General features: G+C 67.5%; 14 protein-coding genes. 3 read left to right on the plus strand and 11 right to left on the minus strand.

Annotated features, from left to right (window positions below; translation table 11 throughout):
• From R5H29_RS08230 to R5H29_RS08240, 3 genes are all read right to left on the minus strand, one after another.
• The coding region (locus R5H29_RS08230; RefSeq protein WP_332329055.1) for an MFS transporter at positions 1–1114 on the minus strand (1114 nt) is incomplete at its 3' end.
• Positions 1115–1340: 226 nt separating this feature from the next.
• On the minus strand, positions 1341–2090 hold the full coding sequence (locus R5H29_RS08235) for a TerC family protein (protein WP_019661110.1): 750 nt from the start codon (positions 2088–2090) through the stop codon (positions 1341–1343).
• A gap of 33 nt (positions 2091–2123) precedes the next feature.
• Positions 2124–2519, minus strand: coding sequence for a diacylglycerol kinase (locus R5H29_RS08240; protein ID WP_019661109.1), 396 nt, complete (start codon positions 2517–2519; stop codon positions 2124–2126).
• A gap of 212 nt (positions 2520–2731) precedes the next feature.
• Between R5H29_RS08240 and R5H29_RS08245 the strand changes: the two genes are divergently transcribed.
• Positions 2732–3433 carry an SGNH/GDSL hydrolase family protein gene (locus R5H29_RS08245; RefSeq protein WP_019661108.1) on the plus strand — a complete coding sequence of 234 codons (702 nt, stop codon included), beginning with the start codon at positions 2732–2734 and terminating at the stop codon, positions 3431–3433.
• A gap of 93 nt (positions 3434–3526) precedes the next feature.
• Here R5H29_RS08245 and R5H29_RS08250 read toward each other — a convergent pair whose 3' ends face one another.
• The 3 genes from R5H29_RS08250 to R5H29_RS08260 form a co-directional block, all read right to left on the minus strand.
• The gene (locus tag R5H29_RS08250) at positions 3527–4798 is read right to left on the minus strand and encodes a HAMP domain-containing sensor histidine kinase (protein WP_019661107.1); all 1272 of its coding nucleotides are present in this window, start codon (positions 4796–4798) and stop codon (positions 3527–3529) included.
• 153 nt (positions 4799–4951) lie between these two features.
• Positions 4952–5665 (minus strand): response regulator transcription factor, encoded by a 714-nt coding sequence (locus R5H29_RS08255; protein WP_002811889.1) that lies wholly within the window; start codon positions 5663–5665, stop codon positions 4952–4954.
• An 87-nt stretch (positions 5666–5752) separates the two neighbouring features.
• Positions 5753–6397: an arylesterase gene (locus R5H29_RS08260; RefSeq protein ID WP_019661105.1), complete on the minus strand. Its 645-nt coding sequence runs from the start codon at positions 6395–6397 to the stop codon at positions 5753–5755.
• A gap of 75 nt (positions 6398–6472) precedes the next feature.
• Between R5H29_RS08260 and R5H29_RS08265 the strand changes: the two genes are divergently transcribed.
• Positions 6473–7120 carry an ABC transporter ATP-binding protein gene (locus tag R5H29_RS08265; protein WP_019661104.1) on the plus strand — a complete coding sequence of 216 codons (648 nt, stop codon included), beginning with the start codon at positions 6473–6475 and terminating at the stop codon, positions 7118–7120.
• On the plus strand, positions 7117–9633 hold the full coding sequence (locus R5H29_RS08270) for an FtsX-like permease family protein (protein WP_332329056.1): 2517 nt from the start codon (positions 7117–7119) through the stop codon (positions 9631–9633). The genes R5H29_RS08265 and R5H29_RS08270 overlap by 4 nt, the downstream gene beginning before the upstream one ends.
• Before the next feature lie 107 nt (positions 9634–9740).
• Here the strand turns inward: R5H29_RS08270 and R5H29_RS08275 are convergent, their stop codons facing one another.
• The 5 genes from R5H29_RS08275 to R5H29_RS08295 all read right to left on the minus strand — a co-directional run bounded on the left by R5H29_RS08275 (position 9741) and on the right by R5H29_RS08295 (position 15170).
• Positions 9741–10667, minus strand: coding sequence for a DUF6607 family protein (locus R5H29_RS08275; protein ID WP_332329057.1), 927 nt, complete (start codon positions 10665–10667; stop codon positions 9741–9743).
• A 73-nt stretch (positions 10668–10740) separates the two neighbouring features.
• Entirely contained in the window at positions 10741–11340 is a 600-nt protein-coding gene (locus R5H29_RS08280; protein WP_332329058.1) for a Hemin transport protein, read from the minus strand.
• A 4-nt stretch (positions 11341–11344) separates the two neighbouring features.
• Complete coding sequence (locus R5H29_RS08285) at positions 11345–13588, minus strand: TonB-dependent hemoglobin/transferrin/lactoferrin family receptor (RefSeq protein WP_332329059.1); 2244 nt, start codon at positions 13586–13588, stop codon at positions 11345–11347.
• A 153-nt stretch (positions 13589–13741) separates the two neighbouring features.
• Positions 13742–13936 carry a hemin uptake protein HemP gene (hemP, locus tag R5H29_RS08290; protein ID WP_005412278.1) on the minus strand — a complete coding sequence of 65 codons (195 nt, stop codon included), beginning with the start codon at positions 13934–13936 and terminating at the stop codon, positions 13742–13744.
• A 262-nt stretch (positions 13937–14198) separates the two neighbouring features.
• Positions 14199–15170 carry an aldo/keto reductase gene (locus R5H29_RS08295; RefSeq protein WP_134735121.1) on the minus strand — a complete coding sequence of 324 codons (972 nt, stop codon included), beginning with the start codon at positions 15168–15170 and terminating at the stop codon, positions 14199–14201.
• Positions 15171–15190: the final 20 nt, after the last annotated feature.

Consider the following 15190-nt stretch of genomic DNA (forward strand, 5'->3'; position numbering starts at 1 on the left):
CCCGGAACCCCATATCACTCAGCAGGCCACCGGCCACCGGAATCGCGGCGTAGCCCAGTCCCGAGCTGATCACCGCACCACCCAGCGCAGCACCTACCGCATTGCCCAGGTTGAATGCACCCACGTTGATCGACGACGCCAGGCCCGGCGCCTCGCTGGCCACCTGCATCACCCGGATCTGCAGCGGCGGCACGAGGGCGAAGGTCGCCGCGCCGAACAGCAGTACACCCAGCGCCGCGGTGGCGTGGCTCATGAAAGCCAGCGGCAGCACGAACATCAGCACCGCCAGGGCAGCCAGCAGGATACGGGTGGCGCCATCGAGCGACCAGTCGGCCATGCGCCCGCCGATGCCGTTGCCGAGGGTGAAGCCGATGCCGATCAGGGCCAGCGCCATCGCGATGAAGGTATTGGAGGCGCCGGTCAACTCGGTCAGTACCGGTGCGACGTAGGTGTACAGCGTGAACATCGCACCCGCACCAAGCACGGTAGTGGCCATGGCCAGCAGCACCTGCGGCTGCAGGATCGCCTTCAGTTCGCGGCGCACGTCCGGGCGCGGTCCCGGTGCGGACGCGGGCAGCGCGAAGCCCAACGCAGTGATCGCGACCAGGCCCAGCGCCGCAGTCCCGGCGAAGGACAGGCGCCAGCCCAGCTGCTGGCCGACCCAGGTCGCCAGCGGCACGCCGCCGATGTTGGCGATGGTCAGGCCCATGAACATGGTGGCCACGGCCGCAGCCTGCTTTTCCTTCGGCACCAGGCTCGCAGCGACCACCGCACCGATGCCGAAGAAGGCACCGTGGTTGAGGCTGGTGACCAGGCGCGACAGCAGCAGCATCCCGTAGTTCGGCGCCAGCGCAGACAACAGATTGCCGGCGACGAAGATCGACATCAGCAGCATCAGCGCGGTGCGCTTGCCGAAACGCCCCATCAGCAGGGTCATCACCGGCGCGCCCAGCATCACGCCCACGGCATAGGCGGTGATCAGCATGCCCGCAGTGGGGATGCCAACGCCGACGCCGTCGGCGATGACCGGCAACAGGCCCATCGGGGCAAACTCGGTGGTTCCGATGGCGAAGGCGCCAACGGCAAGCGCCAGCAAGGCGGCTCTGGAATTCATGGGGGAGTCCTGGGGGGCGGGAATCGGGAGTGCGTAGCCTGCGCGCTTTGCTGCGCCGGATTAAGCCTCGCCCCGGGAAAACACTGTTGATCCTGATTCACAAGTGGAGGCCGGAACGCAGCCAAAAGTGCAAAAACCGCAGTGCCGTTGCAGAGCCAACCTCCCCCACAACGCAGAACCCCCGGCATGCCGGGGGTTCTGAGGGACTCACACGCCTGTGGCGCGCTTACCAGTTGCCGGCACCCGGCACGTTGTGCTCGCGGGCGCGGCGGCGCATCAGCAGATTCAGCCACTCCACCAGCACCGAGAAGCCCATCGCGGCGTAGATGTAGGGCTTGGGCACGTGCACGTCCAGGCCGTCCAGTATCAGCACCGCACCGATCATCAGGATGAAGGCCAGGGCCAGCATCTTCACGGTCGGGTTGGCATCGATGAAGCGGCCCAGCGGGTTGGCGGCCAGCAGCATCACCATCACCGACAGCAGGATCGCGGCGACCATCACCGGGATGTGGTCGGCGATGCCGACGGCGGTGATCACCGAGTCCAGCGAGAACACGATGTCGATCACCGCGATCTGCGCGATCACGTAGCCGAACACGGCCGAGGCCTTGGTGGTGCTGGGATCTTCATCCTCGCCGCCGCTGATCAGCTCCTTGATCTCCATGCAGCCCTTGATGATCAGGAACAGGCCACCAACGATCAGCACCAGGTCGCGGATGGAGATGCCCATGCCGGCCACGGTGAACAGGTTGGCCGCCATGTGCGCCAGGTAGGCCAGCGACACCAGCAGCGCGATGCGGGTGATGCAGGCCACCGCGATGCCAAGCTTGCGGGCGAACGGGCGACGCTCTTCCGGCAGCTTGCTGACCGCGATGGAAATGAACACCAGGTTGTCGATGCCGAGCACGATTTCCAGCGCGCTGAGCGTGAACAGGGTTACCCAGGCATTGGGGTCGGCGAGGAACTCAAAGGACATGGAAACTCTTCAAGGCAGTGGGGGAATGGGGTTTCAGCCGTAGTTGCCGGCCAGCGCGTGCGGAACCACGACCAGCGCCCAGCACAGCAGCACGTTCATCATCAGCACGAAGACCGCCGCCGAGCCCATGTCCTTGGCGCGGCCGGCCAGTTCATGGATCTCGCTGCCGTAACGTTCGATCACCGCTTCGATGGCCGAGTTGGCCAGCTCCATCGCAAGCACCAGCAGCATCGAGCCGATCAGCAGCGCGCGTTCGACCGGCGTCTGGCCCAGCCAGATCGCGAGCGGCGTCAGCAGGATCAGCAGGTAGACCTCCAGCCGGAACGACGACTCGTGCAGCCAGGCAGCGCGCAGGCCCTGCCAGGACCAGCGGGCGGCCTGGAAGATGCGGCGCGGGCCGCGCGGCAGATGGCCGAACTGATCAGCCACGGGGCGAACATCCAGCAACAGGGACGCGGCGCAGCGACCGCTCAGACGCACGGCAGGGGATCATGGGCGCACAGGAATAGGCAGATGGCCGCCATTTTGCCACAAGGCCGCCCGCCGCCGCCTGGCACCGGCCCGGTGAACGGACTGCCAGGGGCAAGCTTCGACCTGCCCCAGCTTCTATCATGGTCGTCCCTACCCTGCCGGAGCGCCTGATGTCCCATCGCCGTACCTGCCTGCTGATGCTGGGCCTGCTGACCGCCGCCCCCCTTGCCCAGGCCCTGGGCCCGGCCAAGTCACCGCGGGTACCCGAACAGGTCTCCAACGTGGCCTGGGCCAGCGACATGGCCCACTTCGCCAGCGCCGACCAGGCCAGCCCGCCGCCGCGTGGCGGTATCGAGTTCATCGGCAGCTCCTCGATCCGCATGTGGGAGAGCCTGGCCACCGACTTCCCCGGCCAGCCGGTGTTCAACCGCGGCTTCGGGGGTTCGGAAGTGCGTGACAGCACCTGGTATGCCGATCGCATCGTGGTGCCGTATGCACCGTGCAAGGTGTTCTTCTACGCGGGCGACAACGACCTCAACAGCGGCCGCAGCGCCGTGCAGGTGCGCGACGATGTGGTTGCCTTCGTGCAGCGCGTGCATCGCGACCTGCCGAAGACCCGGGTCGAGTACCTGTCGATCAAGCCGAGCCCGTCGCGTGCGCATCTGCTGCCGGCGATCAACGAGGCCAATACGCTGATCAAGGCCGCCCTGGCCACGCTGCCCAACACCGGCTTCACCGACATCTACACGCCGATGCTGGGCACCGATGGCCAGCCGGATGCAACGCTGTTCCGCGAGGACATGCTGCACATGACCCCGGCCGGCTATGCGATCTGGACCAAGGCGCTGGCGCCGAAGGTCAACTGCAACTGAGGGACTGCGGACGCCGGGCATGGCCCGGCGCTACCGCAACCCCATCCACGCATGGCGTGGATCTACTGAATCACGGGCAATGGGGTCGGAGGATCAGCGGAAGATGACCGTGGCCTCCGTGCCCTGCCCTGGCTCGCTGGCCAGCCTGACCTTCCAGCCGAAGCGGTCGCACAGCCGGCGCACGATCGACAGGCCCAGGCCGGTGCCCTGCGGGCGGCTCGGCTCGGCGCGGTAGAACGGTTCGAAGGCCCGCGACAGGGCGTCGGCAGACATGCCGATACCGGTATCGCGCACTACCACCCGGTCGTTGTGCACATGCACGTCGATGCGCCCCTCGTCGGTGTAGCTGCAGGCATTGCGCACCAGGTTGCTGATCACCACCTGCAGCACCCGCGGCGGCGCATGCAACTGCACCGGGCCGTCGCTGTGCAGGTGCACCGACACCGGGCGAGACCCCAGCAGTTCGTTGGCATTGTCCACCTCGTAGCGGACGATGTCGTTGACGTCGAACAGCTCGATCTGCGGTTCGACATCGGCCTCGCGGGCCAGGATCAGGAACGCATCGATCACCGCCTCCATGTCGCGGCCAGCCCGCTGGATGCGCTGCAGGCTGCGGCGCAGGCGCGGCTGCAGGGTTTCATCGCCAAGGGCCATGTCGCTGGCGACGCGGATGACGGTCAGCGGTGTGCGCAGTTCATGGCTGGCGTCGCGGGTGAAATTGCGCTCGCGCGCCACATGCGCGCTGACCCGGTTGGCCAGCGAATGCAGTGCGGCCGCCAGCTGGCGGGTCTCGCCCTGCATGTCCGCCGGCAGCTTGTTCGGCTCCAGATCGGCCGCTTCGGGGTGGCCCGGGTCCCAGCGCGAGACGCGCCGTGCCAGCCAGTTCACCGGCGACACCAGGCGCTTGGAAGCCCGATAGGTCACCCAGCTGGCGCCATACACCGCCAACAGGGTCAGCAGCACCGGCACGATGCCGAACCAGAACGCCAGCATCTCCGCACGCGAACGCAGGAACACCAGGTACAGGCGACCGGCGGGGCGCACATCGACCAGCACCAGCTGGTCATCCTGAGGCAGTTCGTGGAAGCCGGGCTCCAGGTTGCGCAGGTTGGCCGGCAATGACAGCGCCGACTGCCCGCTTTCCAGCAGGTAGCCGCGGATGTTCTGGGTGTTGGGCGGCGGCTGCACCGGCGACGCCTCGTGCAGCGTCCAGTAATAGGCCGCTTCCTCGCGCAGGGCGGCGCCGACCAGGCTGTGCTTGATGACCAGCGACACCAGCCAGGCACCGAGCAGGATGCCCAGGCTGGCCAGGACTGCCTGCAGGATGAAGGCGATACGGATCTTGCGCGGCAGGCCGTGCGGCATTGCGGGGTCCCGGTCAGAGCGCTGCGATTATAGGCAGCGCGCTGCGCCGTAGTCGTGCACGGACGCTGACCGGCGGCAGCGCCGGCCGGTCATCCGTGCCCGATGCGGGGTCGTTGCCCGGCCGGGCCTGATGCTGCACCGGCCCGGCCCCGATCAGGCCATCGGCTGTGCGATATCGGCAATGCGGTAGCCGGCGCTCTGCACGGTGTGCAGCAGCGGACGGTCGAACGGCTTGTCGATGATCTTGCGCAGGTTGTACAGATGGCTGCGCAGCGTGTCCGAGTCCGGCAGGCCATTGCCCCAGATCTCGCGTTCGATCTCCTGGCGGGTGACCACGCGCGGCGATTCGCGCATCAGGATGGTCAGCAGGCGCAGGCCGATCGGCGACAGCTGCAGCTCGGTACCGGCACGGGTGGCCCGCATGCTGACCGGATCGAGCACCAGGTCGGCGACCTTCAGCACCTCCGAACCCACCTGGCGACGTTCGCGGCGGATCAGCGCGCGCAGGCGGGCTTCCAGCTCCTGGATCGCGAACGGCTTGGTCAGGTAGTCATCGGCGCCGAACCCGAGGCCGGTGAGCTTGTCGTCCAGCGTGTCGCGTGCCGTGAGCATCAGCACCGGGGTGGACTTGCGCGCATCGTTGCGCAGGCGACGGCACACTTCGATGCCATCCAGGCGCGGCAGCATCAAGTCGAGCACCACGACGTCATAGCTGTTCTCCGCCGCAAGGCGGTAGCCATCCAGGCCGTCCTGTGCATAGTCGACTTCGAAGCCGCGACCTTCCAGGTATTCGCCGATCATCTCGGAGATGTTGCGGTTGTCTTCGACCACCAGCACCAAGCCGGAGGTCTCCTTCGTCTGACGCATGTGATTCCCTCTAACTTCAGCTTTGTGAAACATGCCGGATCGACGGTGGACGCGATGTGAAGTTTCGTCAAGAGGTACACAAACGGTTCAGAGGAGCGGCCTGAGCAGCGGCCAGACGTTGTCCAGCACCCTCGGTTGCGCCTGCGCCGTGGGGTGCAGGCCGTCGGCCTGCATCATGCCCGGCTGCAGGGCCACGCCTTCCAGCAGGAAGGGCAGGAGCGGCACCTCGTACTGCGTGGCCAGCGCCTTGTAGGCCGCAGCCAGGCGCTGGCGATAGGCCGGCCCGTAGTTGGGCGGTACGTCAATGCCCAGCAGCAATACCTTGGCGCCGGCCTTCTGGCTGGCCTGCACCATCTTTTCCAGGTTGCCCTGCACCTGCGCCGGGGTCAGCCCACGCAATGCGTCATTGCCGCCCAGCGCGATCACCACCACCGTGGGCTTTTCCTTCGCCAGCAGGCCCGGCAGGCGGGTCAGCGCGCCGGCGGTGGTCTCGCCGCTCATGCTGGCGTTGACGATGCGCGCCGGGGTTTTCGACTGCTGCCTGACCCGCTGTTGCAGCAGGCTGACCCAGCCGGCGTCGGCAGGGATATTGTGGGCGGCACTGAGGCTGTCGCCGAGCACCAGCACGGTGCGGGCCGGACCTTTGGCACAGGCCAGCCCCGGCAACAGCAGGAACCCTAGCAGCAGCACCACCATCGCGCCGGCTCGCCGGCTCCATCCCGTCTTGCGCATTGGAGTCTCCTCATCGACAGCCTGTCCCCCCGCAGCGCGCCCGTCGCCATCGCCGTCGACCAGGTCGGCAAATCCGTGCAGGGCCCGGAGGGTGAAGTCCACATACTGGACAACATCACCCTGACCGTCCATGAAGGCACCAGCGCGGCCATCGTCGGCGCCTCCGGTTCGGGCAAGACCACCCTGCTCGGCCTGCTGGCCGGGCTGGACCTGCCCAGCCGCGGCCGCATTGCGCTGTCGGGCCAGGACCTGGGCGACCTCGATGAAGAAGCGCGGGCCCAGCTGCGCGCGCGTGAGGTTGGCTTCGTGTTCCAGAGCTTCCACCTGCTACCGGCGCTGACCGCCGCCGAAAACGTCGCGTTGCCACTGGAACTGGCCGGGCGCGAAGACCGTGCGCGGGTCGATGAAGTGCTGGCCCAGGTCGGGCTGGCCCATCGCGCCCGCCACTATCCGCGCCAGTTGTCGGGCGGCGAGCAGCAGCGCGTGGCATTGGCGCGTGCGTTCGTCACCCGCCCGCGCATCCTGTTCGCCGACGAACCGACCGGCTCGCTGGACCACGCCACCGGCCAGCACATCAGCGACCTGCTGTTCGAACTCAACGCCGGCAGCGGCACCACCCTGGTGCTGGTCACCCACGACCTGCGCCTGGCCCAGCGCTGCCAGTACATCCATCGCATCGACGAGGGCCGGCTGCTGCCGGTCGAGCATGGGGCGCAGGCATGAACCTGCTGCGGCACGCGTGGCGCGCGCTGCGTCGCGAGGCCCTGGCCGGTGACCTGCTGACCGTGTTCGCCGCACTGGTGCTGGGCGTGGCGGTGATGACCGCGGTGGGCACGCTGGTCAACCGGGTCAACCTGGCGCTGACCGGCAGCGCTGCGGAAATGCTCGGCGGCGACCTTGGCATCGTCGGGCGCGATGACCCGCCGCAGGCGTTCGCCGACGAGGCACAGCGGCGTGGACTGGCCTACACCCGCATCGCCAGCTTCGGCAGCGTGCTGTTCAACGGTGATGCCAGCCAGATGGCCAGCATCAAGGCGGTGCAGGCGGGCTATCCGCTGCGTGGCACGCTGCGGGTGCGGGCCACACCCGGCGGCGCCCTGATCGCCGATGCCGGCATGCCGCCCAAGGGCCAGGCCTATGCCGACCCGCGCCTGTTGCAGGGACTGGGGCTGAAAGCCGGCGATGACCTCGAATTCGGCGCCGGCACGCTGCGCATCGCCGGCATCATCGAGGCCGAACCGGATACCGGTGGCGACCTGCTGACGCTCTCCCCCACCCTGCTGGTCAACCGCGCCGATGTGGAAGGCACAGGCCTGCTTGGCCCCGGCAGCCGCATCAACTACCGGCTGATGTTCGCCGGCTCCGCCGACCAGGTTGCCGCGTTGCGCCAGTGGCTGCTGCCACAGGTGAAAGGCCTTCGCCTGCTGAGCGTGGACGACACCCAGCGCGGCGTGCGCCAGGCCTTTGATCTTGCCGGGCGCTTCCTCGGCCTGAGCGCGCTGCTGGCGGTATTGCTTGCCGGCGTGGCGACCGCGCTGGCGGCCAACCGTTTTGCCCTGCGCCGCATCGACCAGGTGGCGATCCTGCGCTGCCTGGGCGCGCGCCAGCGCGACATTCTGTCCGGTCTGGCACTGCAGCTGCTGATGCTGGCAGTGCCGGCCTGCGCACTCGGCATCGGCCTGGGCATGGCTGCGCAGGAAGGTCTGGTGCAGGTACTGGGCAGCCTGGTGCCGCAGCGCTTGCCGCTACCCGAGGCAATGCCGGCGCTGACCGGCGCCGGCATCGGCCTGTTGCTGCTGTTCGGCTTCGGCCTGCCGCCGCTGCTGCGCCTGCGCGGGGTGCCGCCGATGCGCGTGCTCAACCGCTCCTTCGCCGCCCTGCCCCCGGCCTCGCTGCTGGCCTACGTAGCAGCGCTGGCGGCCAGCCTGCTGCTGGCGGTGCAGGTGACCGGTGATCTCAAGCTGGCGCTATGGGTGCTGGGCGGCCTGGCCGCGTTGGCGGTGGCGGCCGGCGTGGTCGGTTTCGTGCTGCTGCAGCTGCTGCGCGGCCTGCAGCACCGTCTGCACGGCCACTGGCGGCTGGGCCTGGCGGCGCTGACCCGGCGCCGGATGCTGGCGGTGATGCAGCTGGTCGGGCTGTCGCTGTCGCTGTGCGCGCTGTTGCTGCTGGCGGTGACCGGCCCCGGCCTGCTGCAGCAGTGGCGCGAACGCCTGCCCGCGGATACGCCGAACTACTTCCTGATCAATATCCAGCCCGGACAGCGTGACAGCGTGCTGGCCGCGCTGCGCGGACTGGGGGCCAACGACGCCAGCATCGAACCGATGGCCACCGGCCGCCTGATCGCGATCAACGGCAAGCCGCCGCTGCGCGTGGATCGCTCGCCGGACCAGAGCGGGCAGCCGGCGTCAGGCGAAGCCCAGCGCGATGACGACGACGAGAACCGGCCGTTGAACTTCAGCTGGCGCAGCAGCTTCCCGCCGGCCAACACGCTGATGAACGGCACCTTCTGGACGCCCGACAGCACGGCGGCGGAGGCGTCGGTTGAAATCGGCTGGGCCAAGCGCTACGGCGTGTATCCGGGCGACCGCATCACCATTTCAGTAGGCGAGCAGGAGCGCGAGTTCACCGTCACCAGTGTGCGCAAGGCCGACTGGAACACCTTCCGGCCGAACTTCTTCGTGCTGCTGAATCCCAATGCGGTGGGCGACACCCCGCACAACCTGCTGTCGGCGTTCCATCTGCCGGCCGGCAACGCGGCCGGGCTGGGCGAGCTGGTGCGCGCGCAGCCCAACCTGTCGCTGCTGGACGTGGACGCGGTGATCTCGCAGGTGCGCGATGTGATGGAGCGGGTCGCGCAGGCGGTGCAGCTGGTGATGGTGTTCAGCCTGCTGGCCGGCGTGCTGGTGCTGCTGGCCGCACTGCAGGCCACGGCGGGCGAGCGCCGCTACGACAGCGCGGTGCTGCGCACGCTGGGCGCGACCCGGCGCCAGCTGCGTGGCGCGGTGCTCGTTGAGTTCGGCGCACTGGGCACGCTGGCCGCGTTGCTCGCGGTGGGCGCGGCGGCCGTCATCGGCGTGGCAGCCTCGCAGAAGGTGTTCGAGCTGCCGTTGCTGCCGCCGTGGCCGGGCCTGCTGATCGGCGGCGTGGTCGGCATCGGGCTGAGCCTGCTGGCAGGCTGGTGGGGTACGCGGGCGATCCTGCATACGCCGCCGGCATTGGCGCTGCGTGAGGCCTGAGGCGGCGCCGGACCGGGGCGCGTGCCGAGCAAGCTCGGCACCTACCAAGTGCACATGACGGCGTTGCCAGTGTTCAAGGAACAAGCACATCCACGCATGGCGTGGCTCTACTGGGCCTTTTCCACGTACTTGGCGAACACGTCGTCAATCTGCTTGTCCTTCACCTTCTTGCCGGACTGGATCGCTTCGGCCTGGGTGAACAGCGGAATGATCATCGCCATGCCATCGAGCTTGGTCTTCAGGTGCACGCCTGGGGCCTGGCCGAGGAAACCGTCCCAGCGCTGGCGCACCTTGGCCCAGTAACCGGCAGTGGCCTTCCAGTAGTCACGGGCCGGGGTGAAGTTGATCTCGGTGGTTCTCACGTAATCGTTGAAGCCGAACTCGCGTGCGATCTCCACCTGGCTGCCATCGGCGTTGCGCTGCACCTTGGTGTTGAACTGCTCGTGGGTCCAGCCATTGGGCGTGAGCGTGTGGCGGTTGACCACGGCCAGCGCGTTGTAGTCGCTGCGCTTGGTGTACTCACGGCGCGGCAACGGCCGCCAGCTCAGGTCGCTGGTCCAGCTCGGCACGTTGTTGGTGTACGTCCATTTACCGGTGCCGCAGTAGCGCGGTGCGTCGCTCACTTCGTACACGCACTGGGTCCAGGCGCCCTGGTTCACCGCCGACGGAATACTGCGCACCTTCCAGGTCTGGTCGGCGCTGAACTCGAAACGATTCGGTGCTTCGTACACCCAGTCCTGGCGCCAGTGCTTGGTGATGTGGCCGCTCTTTTCATCCAGCAGCAGGTGCTGCAGCACGATGCGCTTCGGGGTGTCCTCAACCACGATGACCACTTCGCTGCCGCCGCTGCGCATCGCCGGTGCACGCTCGTAGCCCGGCTTCAGCAGCACGGTCTCGTCGAAGGCGAAGTCCACGGTGTACTCACCCTGCATGGCGAGGATGCTGTCGTGGTCGCGGGCGATATCGGAGGGCTGCGCGCTGGCCACGCCGCTGGCGGCGAGCAGCAGCATGGCGCTGGCTGTCTGGAGCTTCATCGGGGTCTTCCTTCGGGGTTGCAGATTCATTGAGGGGCCATCCGTGGCCAACGGGCGTTCCATCAGGAGAGAGTCACAGGCGGATCAGCGGCAGGTCGCCGGGAATCTGGGGCGCCGGACGCCGGGCGGCGTCGGCACAGCAGCAGTCGTCGATCACCAGCTCGCCTTCAGCACCTTCCAGGCGTGCGATGCGGCGCGCGGTGGCCGCGCCCAGCGAGGACAGGGTCGACAGACTGGCGGCCAGCGTGCGTCCGTCGTCGGCGGCATGCAGGCGCAGCGCGCACAGGCGCCAGCGCTGGCCGCCAAGATGGCCGGCCAGGCGCCGCCACAGGCGTTCGCCAACGCTCGCCTCGCTGTCGTGTTCCGGTCCCGGCGGCAGCGGCGCGACCAGACGGTCCCAGGCCAGGAAATCACTGTCGAGCAGCAGGTACAGGCGCCACACGCAGCGGCCGCGGCCATCAAGGAAGCACAGGCTTTCGCGCAGGCCCTCGCTGTCCACGCCCTGGCAGGTGTGTACGCGTACGGCCTGGCGCCAGCCGCCCAGCTCGTTGCCGTCGGCGTGGTACAGGCACAACACGGTGCCGAGCGTGGCCAGCTGTGCCGGGGTCGGCCAGGCCGCGCTGTTCGGCGCGGCGATGGAGTCATTCCTGCGTGCGGACAAGGCTCGGCTCATGAGATCACCAGGAAACGGCAAGGCTGGCGGAGAAGGTGCGGCCCGGGCTGCTGAAACGATCGCTCAGTGCGCGATCGGTGATCAGGCTCGGGGTGATCGACGACCATTCGATGTAGCGCTTGTCGGCCAGGTTGAACACGCCGACATTGAAGGTGGCACCCGGCGCGAAGTTCCAATGCGCCATCAGGTCCAGCACGCCGTAGCCGGCCGGCTGGTAGACGAACGGCGCCGGTGCGTTCGGATTGGTCTGCGCCGCAGGCGGCGGCAGGCGCTTCTTGCGCTGCACGAAGGTACCGGCCAGTTCGACGCCCCAGGTATCGGCGTCATACATCAGGCCCAGCGTGCCACGCAGCGGATCGACCGAGGCCAGCGGTTCGTCATCGGTCCGGTTGTCACCACGCGACCATGCCAACGCACTGCGCAGCGCCCAGCCCTTCAGCGCCGGGCTGAGTTCGCCAAACTCGATGCCGGCCTTCATTTCCGCGCCATAGATGCGCGCGTCGGCGATGTTCTGCGACTGGAACACGGTCAAACCCTGCGCGTTGCGACCGGTATCGACGTTGGACTCGATGAAATCCTTGTAGTCGTTGTAGTAGCCGCTGACGCTGACGTACGCCGCCGGCGCGATGAAGCGCAGGCCCAGTTCGTAACCGTCGCTGGTTTCGGGCTTCAGGTCCGGATTGGCGATGGCGGTATAGCGGAAGGCGATGTTGGTCAGGCCGATGTTGACGTCGTTGTACGGCGGCGAACGGAAGCCACGCGCATAACCGGCGAACAGCGACCATTCGTCGGTAAAGCGCCAGACCATGCCCAGCTTCGGCGACACGCTGGTCTTCTTCAGCTGCGCCACGGCCGTGGTCGGGTTGTCTTCGGCGAAGATGCTGTCCACTTCCGGCTTCAGCTCGTAGCGGTCCACGCGCACGCCCGGCACCAGCGACAGCCTGCCATCGGCAAAGCGCATCTCATCCTGTGCATACAGGCCCAGCTCGGTAGTCTTGCTGATCGGGAAGTCACGCACCGGGAAGGTGTCCGGCAGCACCGTGTTGCTGACCACGCCAGCCTTACTGACCTGATAGCCGTCGCGCTTCTGGCGGATCTCGGTACGGGTACCTTCGAAACCGTAGGTCAATGCGTGCTCGACGCTGCCGGTGGCGAACGCCTTGTTGAACTGCGCCTGCAGGCCATAGGCATGCTGGTCGAAGGAGAACACGCGGTGGCGACGGGTGCCGTCGGTGCGGGTCTCGTCGGTCTGCTGCCGGGTTTCGCTGTTCTGCGCGTACACCTGCCAATGCAGGCTGTCGGCGAACGGCTGGTCCAGCGCATCCATCTCGTGGGCGAAGGAGACGCGGTTGCGCTTCTGGGTGTCGTGGGACTTCATGCCAGTGGCCGCAGCCATCGCGCCGGGGCGCGGTGCAACGCTGGCGATCGCCGACAGCACATTGGTATCGGTGGTGTCTTCGTTGCCTTCCACGGTCAGGCGGAAGCGCTGGTCCTCGCTGGGTGCATAGACCAGTTTGCTGAGCAGGCTGCGGCCGTCGCGATCCTGCGGATTGGACGCGGTGCGGGTGTCGTTGTCGCTGCGAACCGTGCCCTTGTTGTCCGTTTCCTGGCCCTGGTGGTGATTGACGTTGACCAGGCCGCTCCAGTGGTCGCCACCGAAGGCGGCCGTGGCACCGCCGAGCAGGCCCTTCCACTCACCGTCGTAGCCGAACTTCAGGCCGAAGTAGCTGTTCTTGCCGTCCTTGAGATAGTCGGCCGGGTCTTTGGTCACGAACGCGACCACGCCACCGAGTGCATCGGAGCCGTACAGCGGGCTGGCCGGTCCACGCACGATCTCGACGCGCTTGAGCGTATCGAGGTCGGTGAAGTTGCGGTTGGAACTGGCGAACGAACCGATGTCGAACCGGGTCGGCATGACGATGCCGTCGGTCTGGATGCGCACGCGGTTGCCGTCCAGGCCACGGATGCGGAAACCATCCAGGCCGAAGCGGGTCGCGCTGCGGGTGACCGACAGGCCCGGCTCGTAGCGCACCAGATCCTTGATGTCCTGCACCAGGTGCCGGTCCATCTGCTCACGGTCGATGACATCCACGGTGGCCGCCACGTCACTCAGCGCCCGCTCGGTGCGGGTGGCGGTGACCTGCACCCGATCGAATTCGCGCGCATCGGGGGCAGCAGTGGCAGCAGCGTGGGCGGACAGCGGCAGCGCCATCCAGACAGCAAGGCAAAGGGCGGTATGGCGGGTCATCGGGTTCGTTCGGTCAGGCAGGGGAACCCCCGGTTACCGGCGCACCCGGAAGGTGCACGCGGTAGACCGAGGGGGAGAGAGCGGGAGCGGACGGGTCGCCCACCCTGTCGGCGCTGCCGGCAGGAGGGAGGGAGGCGGGCGACCAGACCGCGATTACTTGGTCAGGATCAGCTTGTCGTTGCTGGTGTGCCGCAGGCGATAGAAGCGGTCGCCGTGCTGGATCAGGATTTCACGACGGCCCTTGAGCAGGGCTTCGCTGTCGATGACCTCTTCCGGCGGAACGACACGGACCGGACGATCGCGGAGGGTCAGCGTTTCGGGGCGCAGCAGTACAGGTTGAGCATTCATGAGCATCTGGACTCGTGCGAGGGACGAGTTAAATGATAATGATTCTCAGTTGACAATCAACAACCATTCTCAACTTGATTGATTGGATTAATGATCGAATTTTCAGATTCGATAGATAGCATCAATCAAATGGCGACGCATGAGTGTAGAGTCGACTGTTGGTCGACTGCTTCGAGCAACAGCAGTCGACCAACAGCCGACTCTACCGAGGCACGGGCCCGAGCCGGCCCGACCGAGGCCCAGGCCCGGTCGGCCCCGGAGTTCAGGCGAAGGCGGCTTCGACGTCGGCCCAGCCGGCGGCGTCGACCTGCTCCAGCGCTTCCAGTGCCTGCAGGTTCTGCAGCAGCTGGCTGACCCGGCTGGCACCGAGGATCACGCTGGAGACGTTCGGGTTACGCAGGCACCAGGCGATGGCCAGCGTGGCCGGCGCCTGCCCCAGCGCACGCGCCACCTCGCTGAAGCGGCGCACCTGGGCCAGGCGGGCTTCGGCGTCGGCACCCAGCACCAGGTCCTGCAACCACTGCATGCCTTCCCGGCCCAGCCGCGCATCGGCCGGAATGCCCTGGTCGTACTTGCCGGTGAGCAGGCCCGAGGCCAGCGGCGAGAAGATGGTGGTGCCCAGTCCGGCGCCGGCATACAGCGGCGCGTACTCGACCTCCACGCGCTCGCGGTGCAGCAGGTTGTACTGCGGCTGCTCCATCGACGGGCCCTGCAGGTTGCGCGCCTGCGCGATGTCCAGCGCCTGCTGGATCTGCACGGCCGACCACTCCGAGGTCCCCCAGTAGAGGATCTTGCCCTGCCGCACCAGGGTGTCCATGGCATGCACGGTCTCGGCGACCGGTGCGTCCGGATCCGGGCGGTGGCAGTAATAGAGGTCCAGGTAATCCACCCGCAGGCGCTTGAGCGCGGCGTGGCAGGCATCGGTCACATGCTTGCGCGACAGGCCGCGCTGGGTCGGCCGCGGGTCCTTGGCGCTGCCGAAGAACACCTTGCTGGAGACGCAGAAACCGTCGCGCGGCAGGCGCAGGTCGGCGATCACATCGCCCATCACCTGTTCGGCGCGGCCGTTGGCATAGCCCTCGGCATTGTCGAAGAAGTTGACGCCATGATCCCAGGCGGCCGCCACCAGGTTGCGGGCCTCGTCGCGCGGGATCTGGTCACCGAAGGTCACCCAGGCGCCGAAGGACAGGGCGGAAATCGGCAGGCCGGTGGAGCCCAAGCGACGGTATTGCATGCGAATCTCCTGCTGCGGGC

Source organism: Stenotrophomonas sp. A3_2 (genome assembly GCF_036624925.1).
Lineage (GTDB): Bacteria > Pseudomonadota > Gammaproteobacteria > Xanthomonadales > Xanthomonadaceae > Stenotrophomonas > Stenotrophomonas hibiscicola.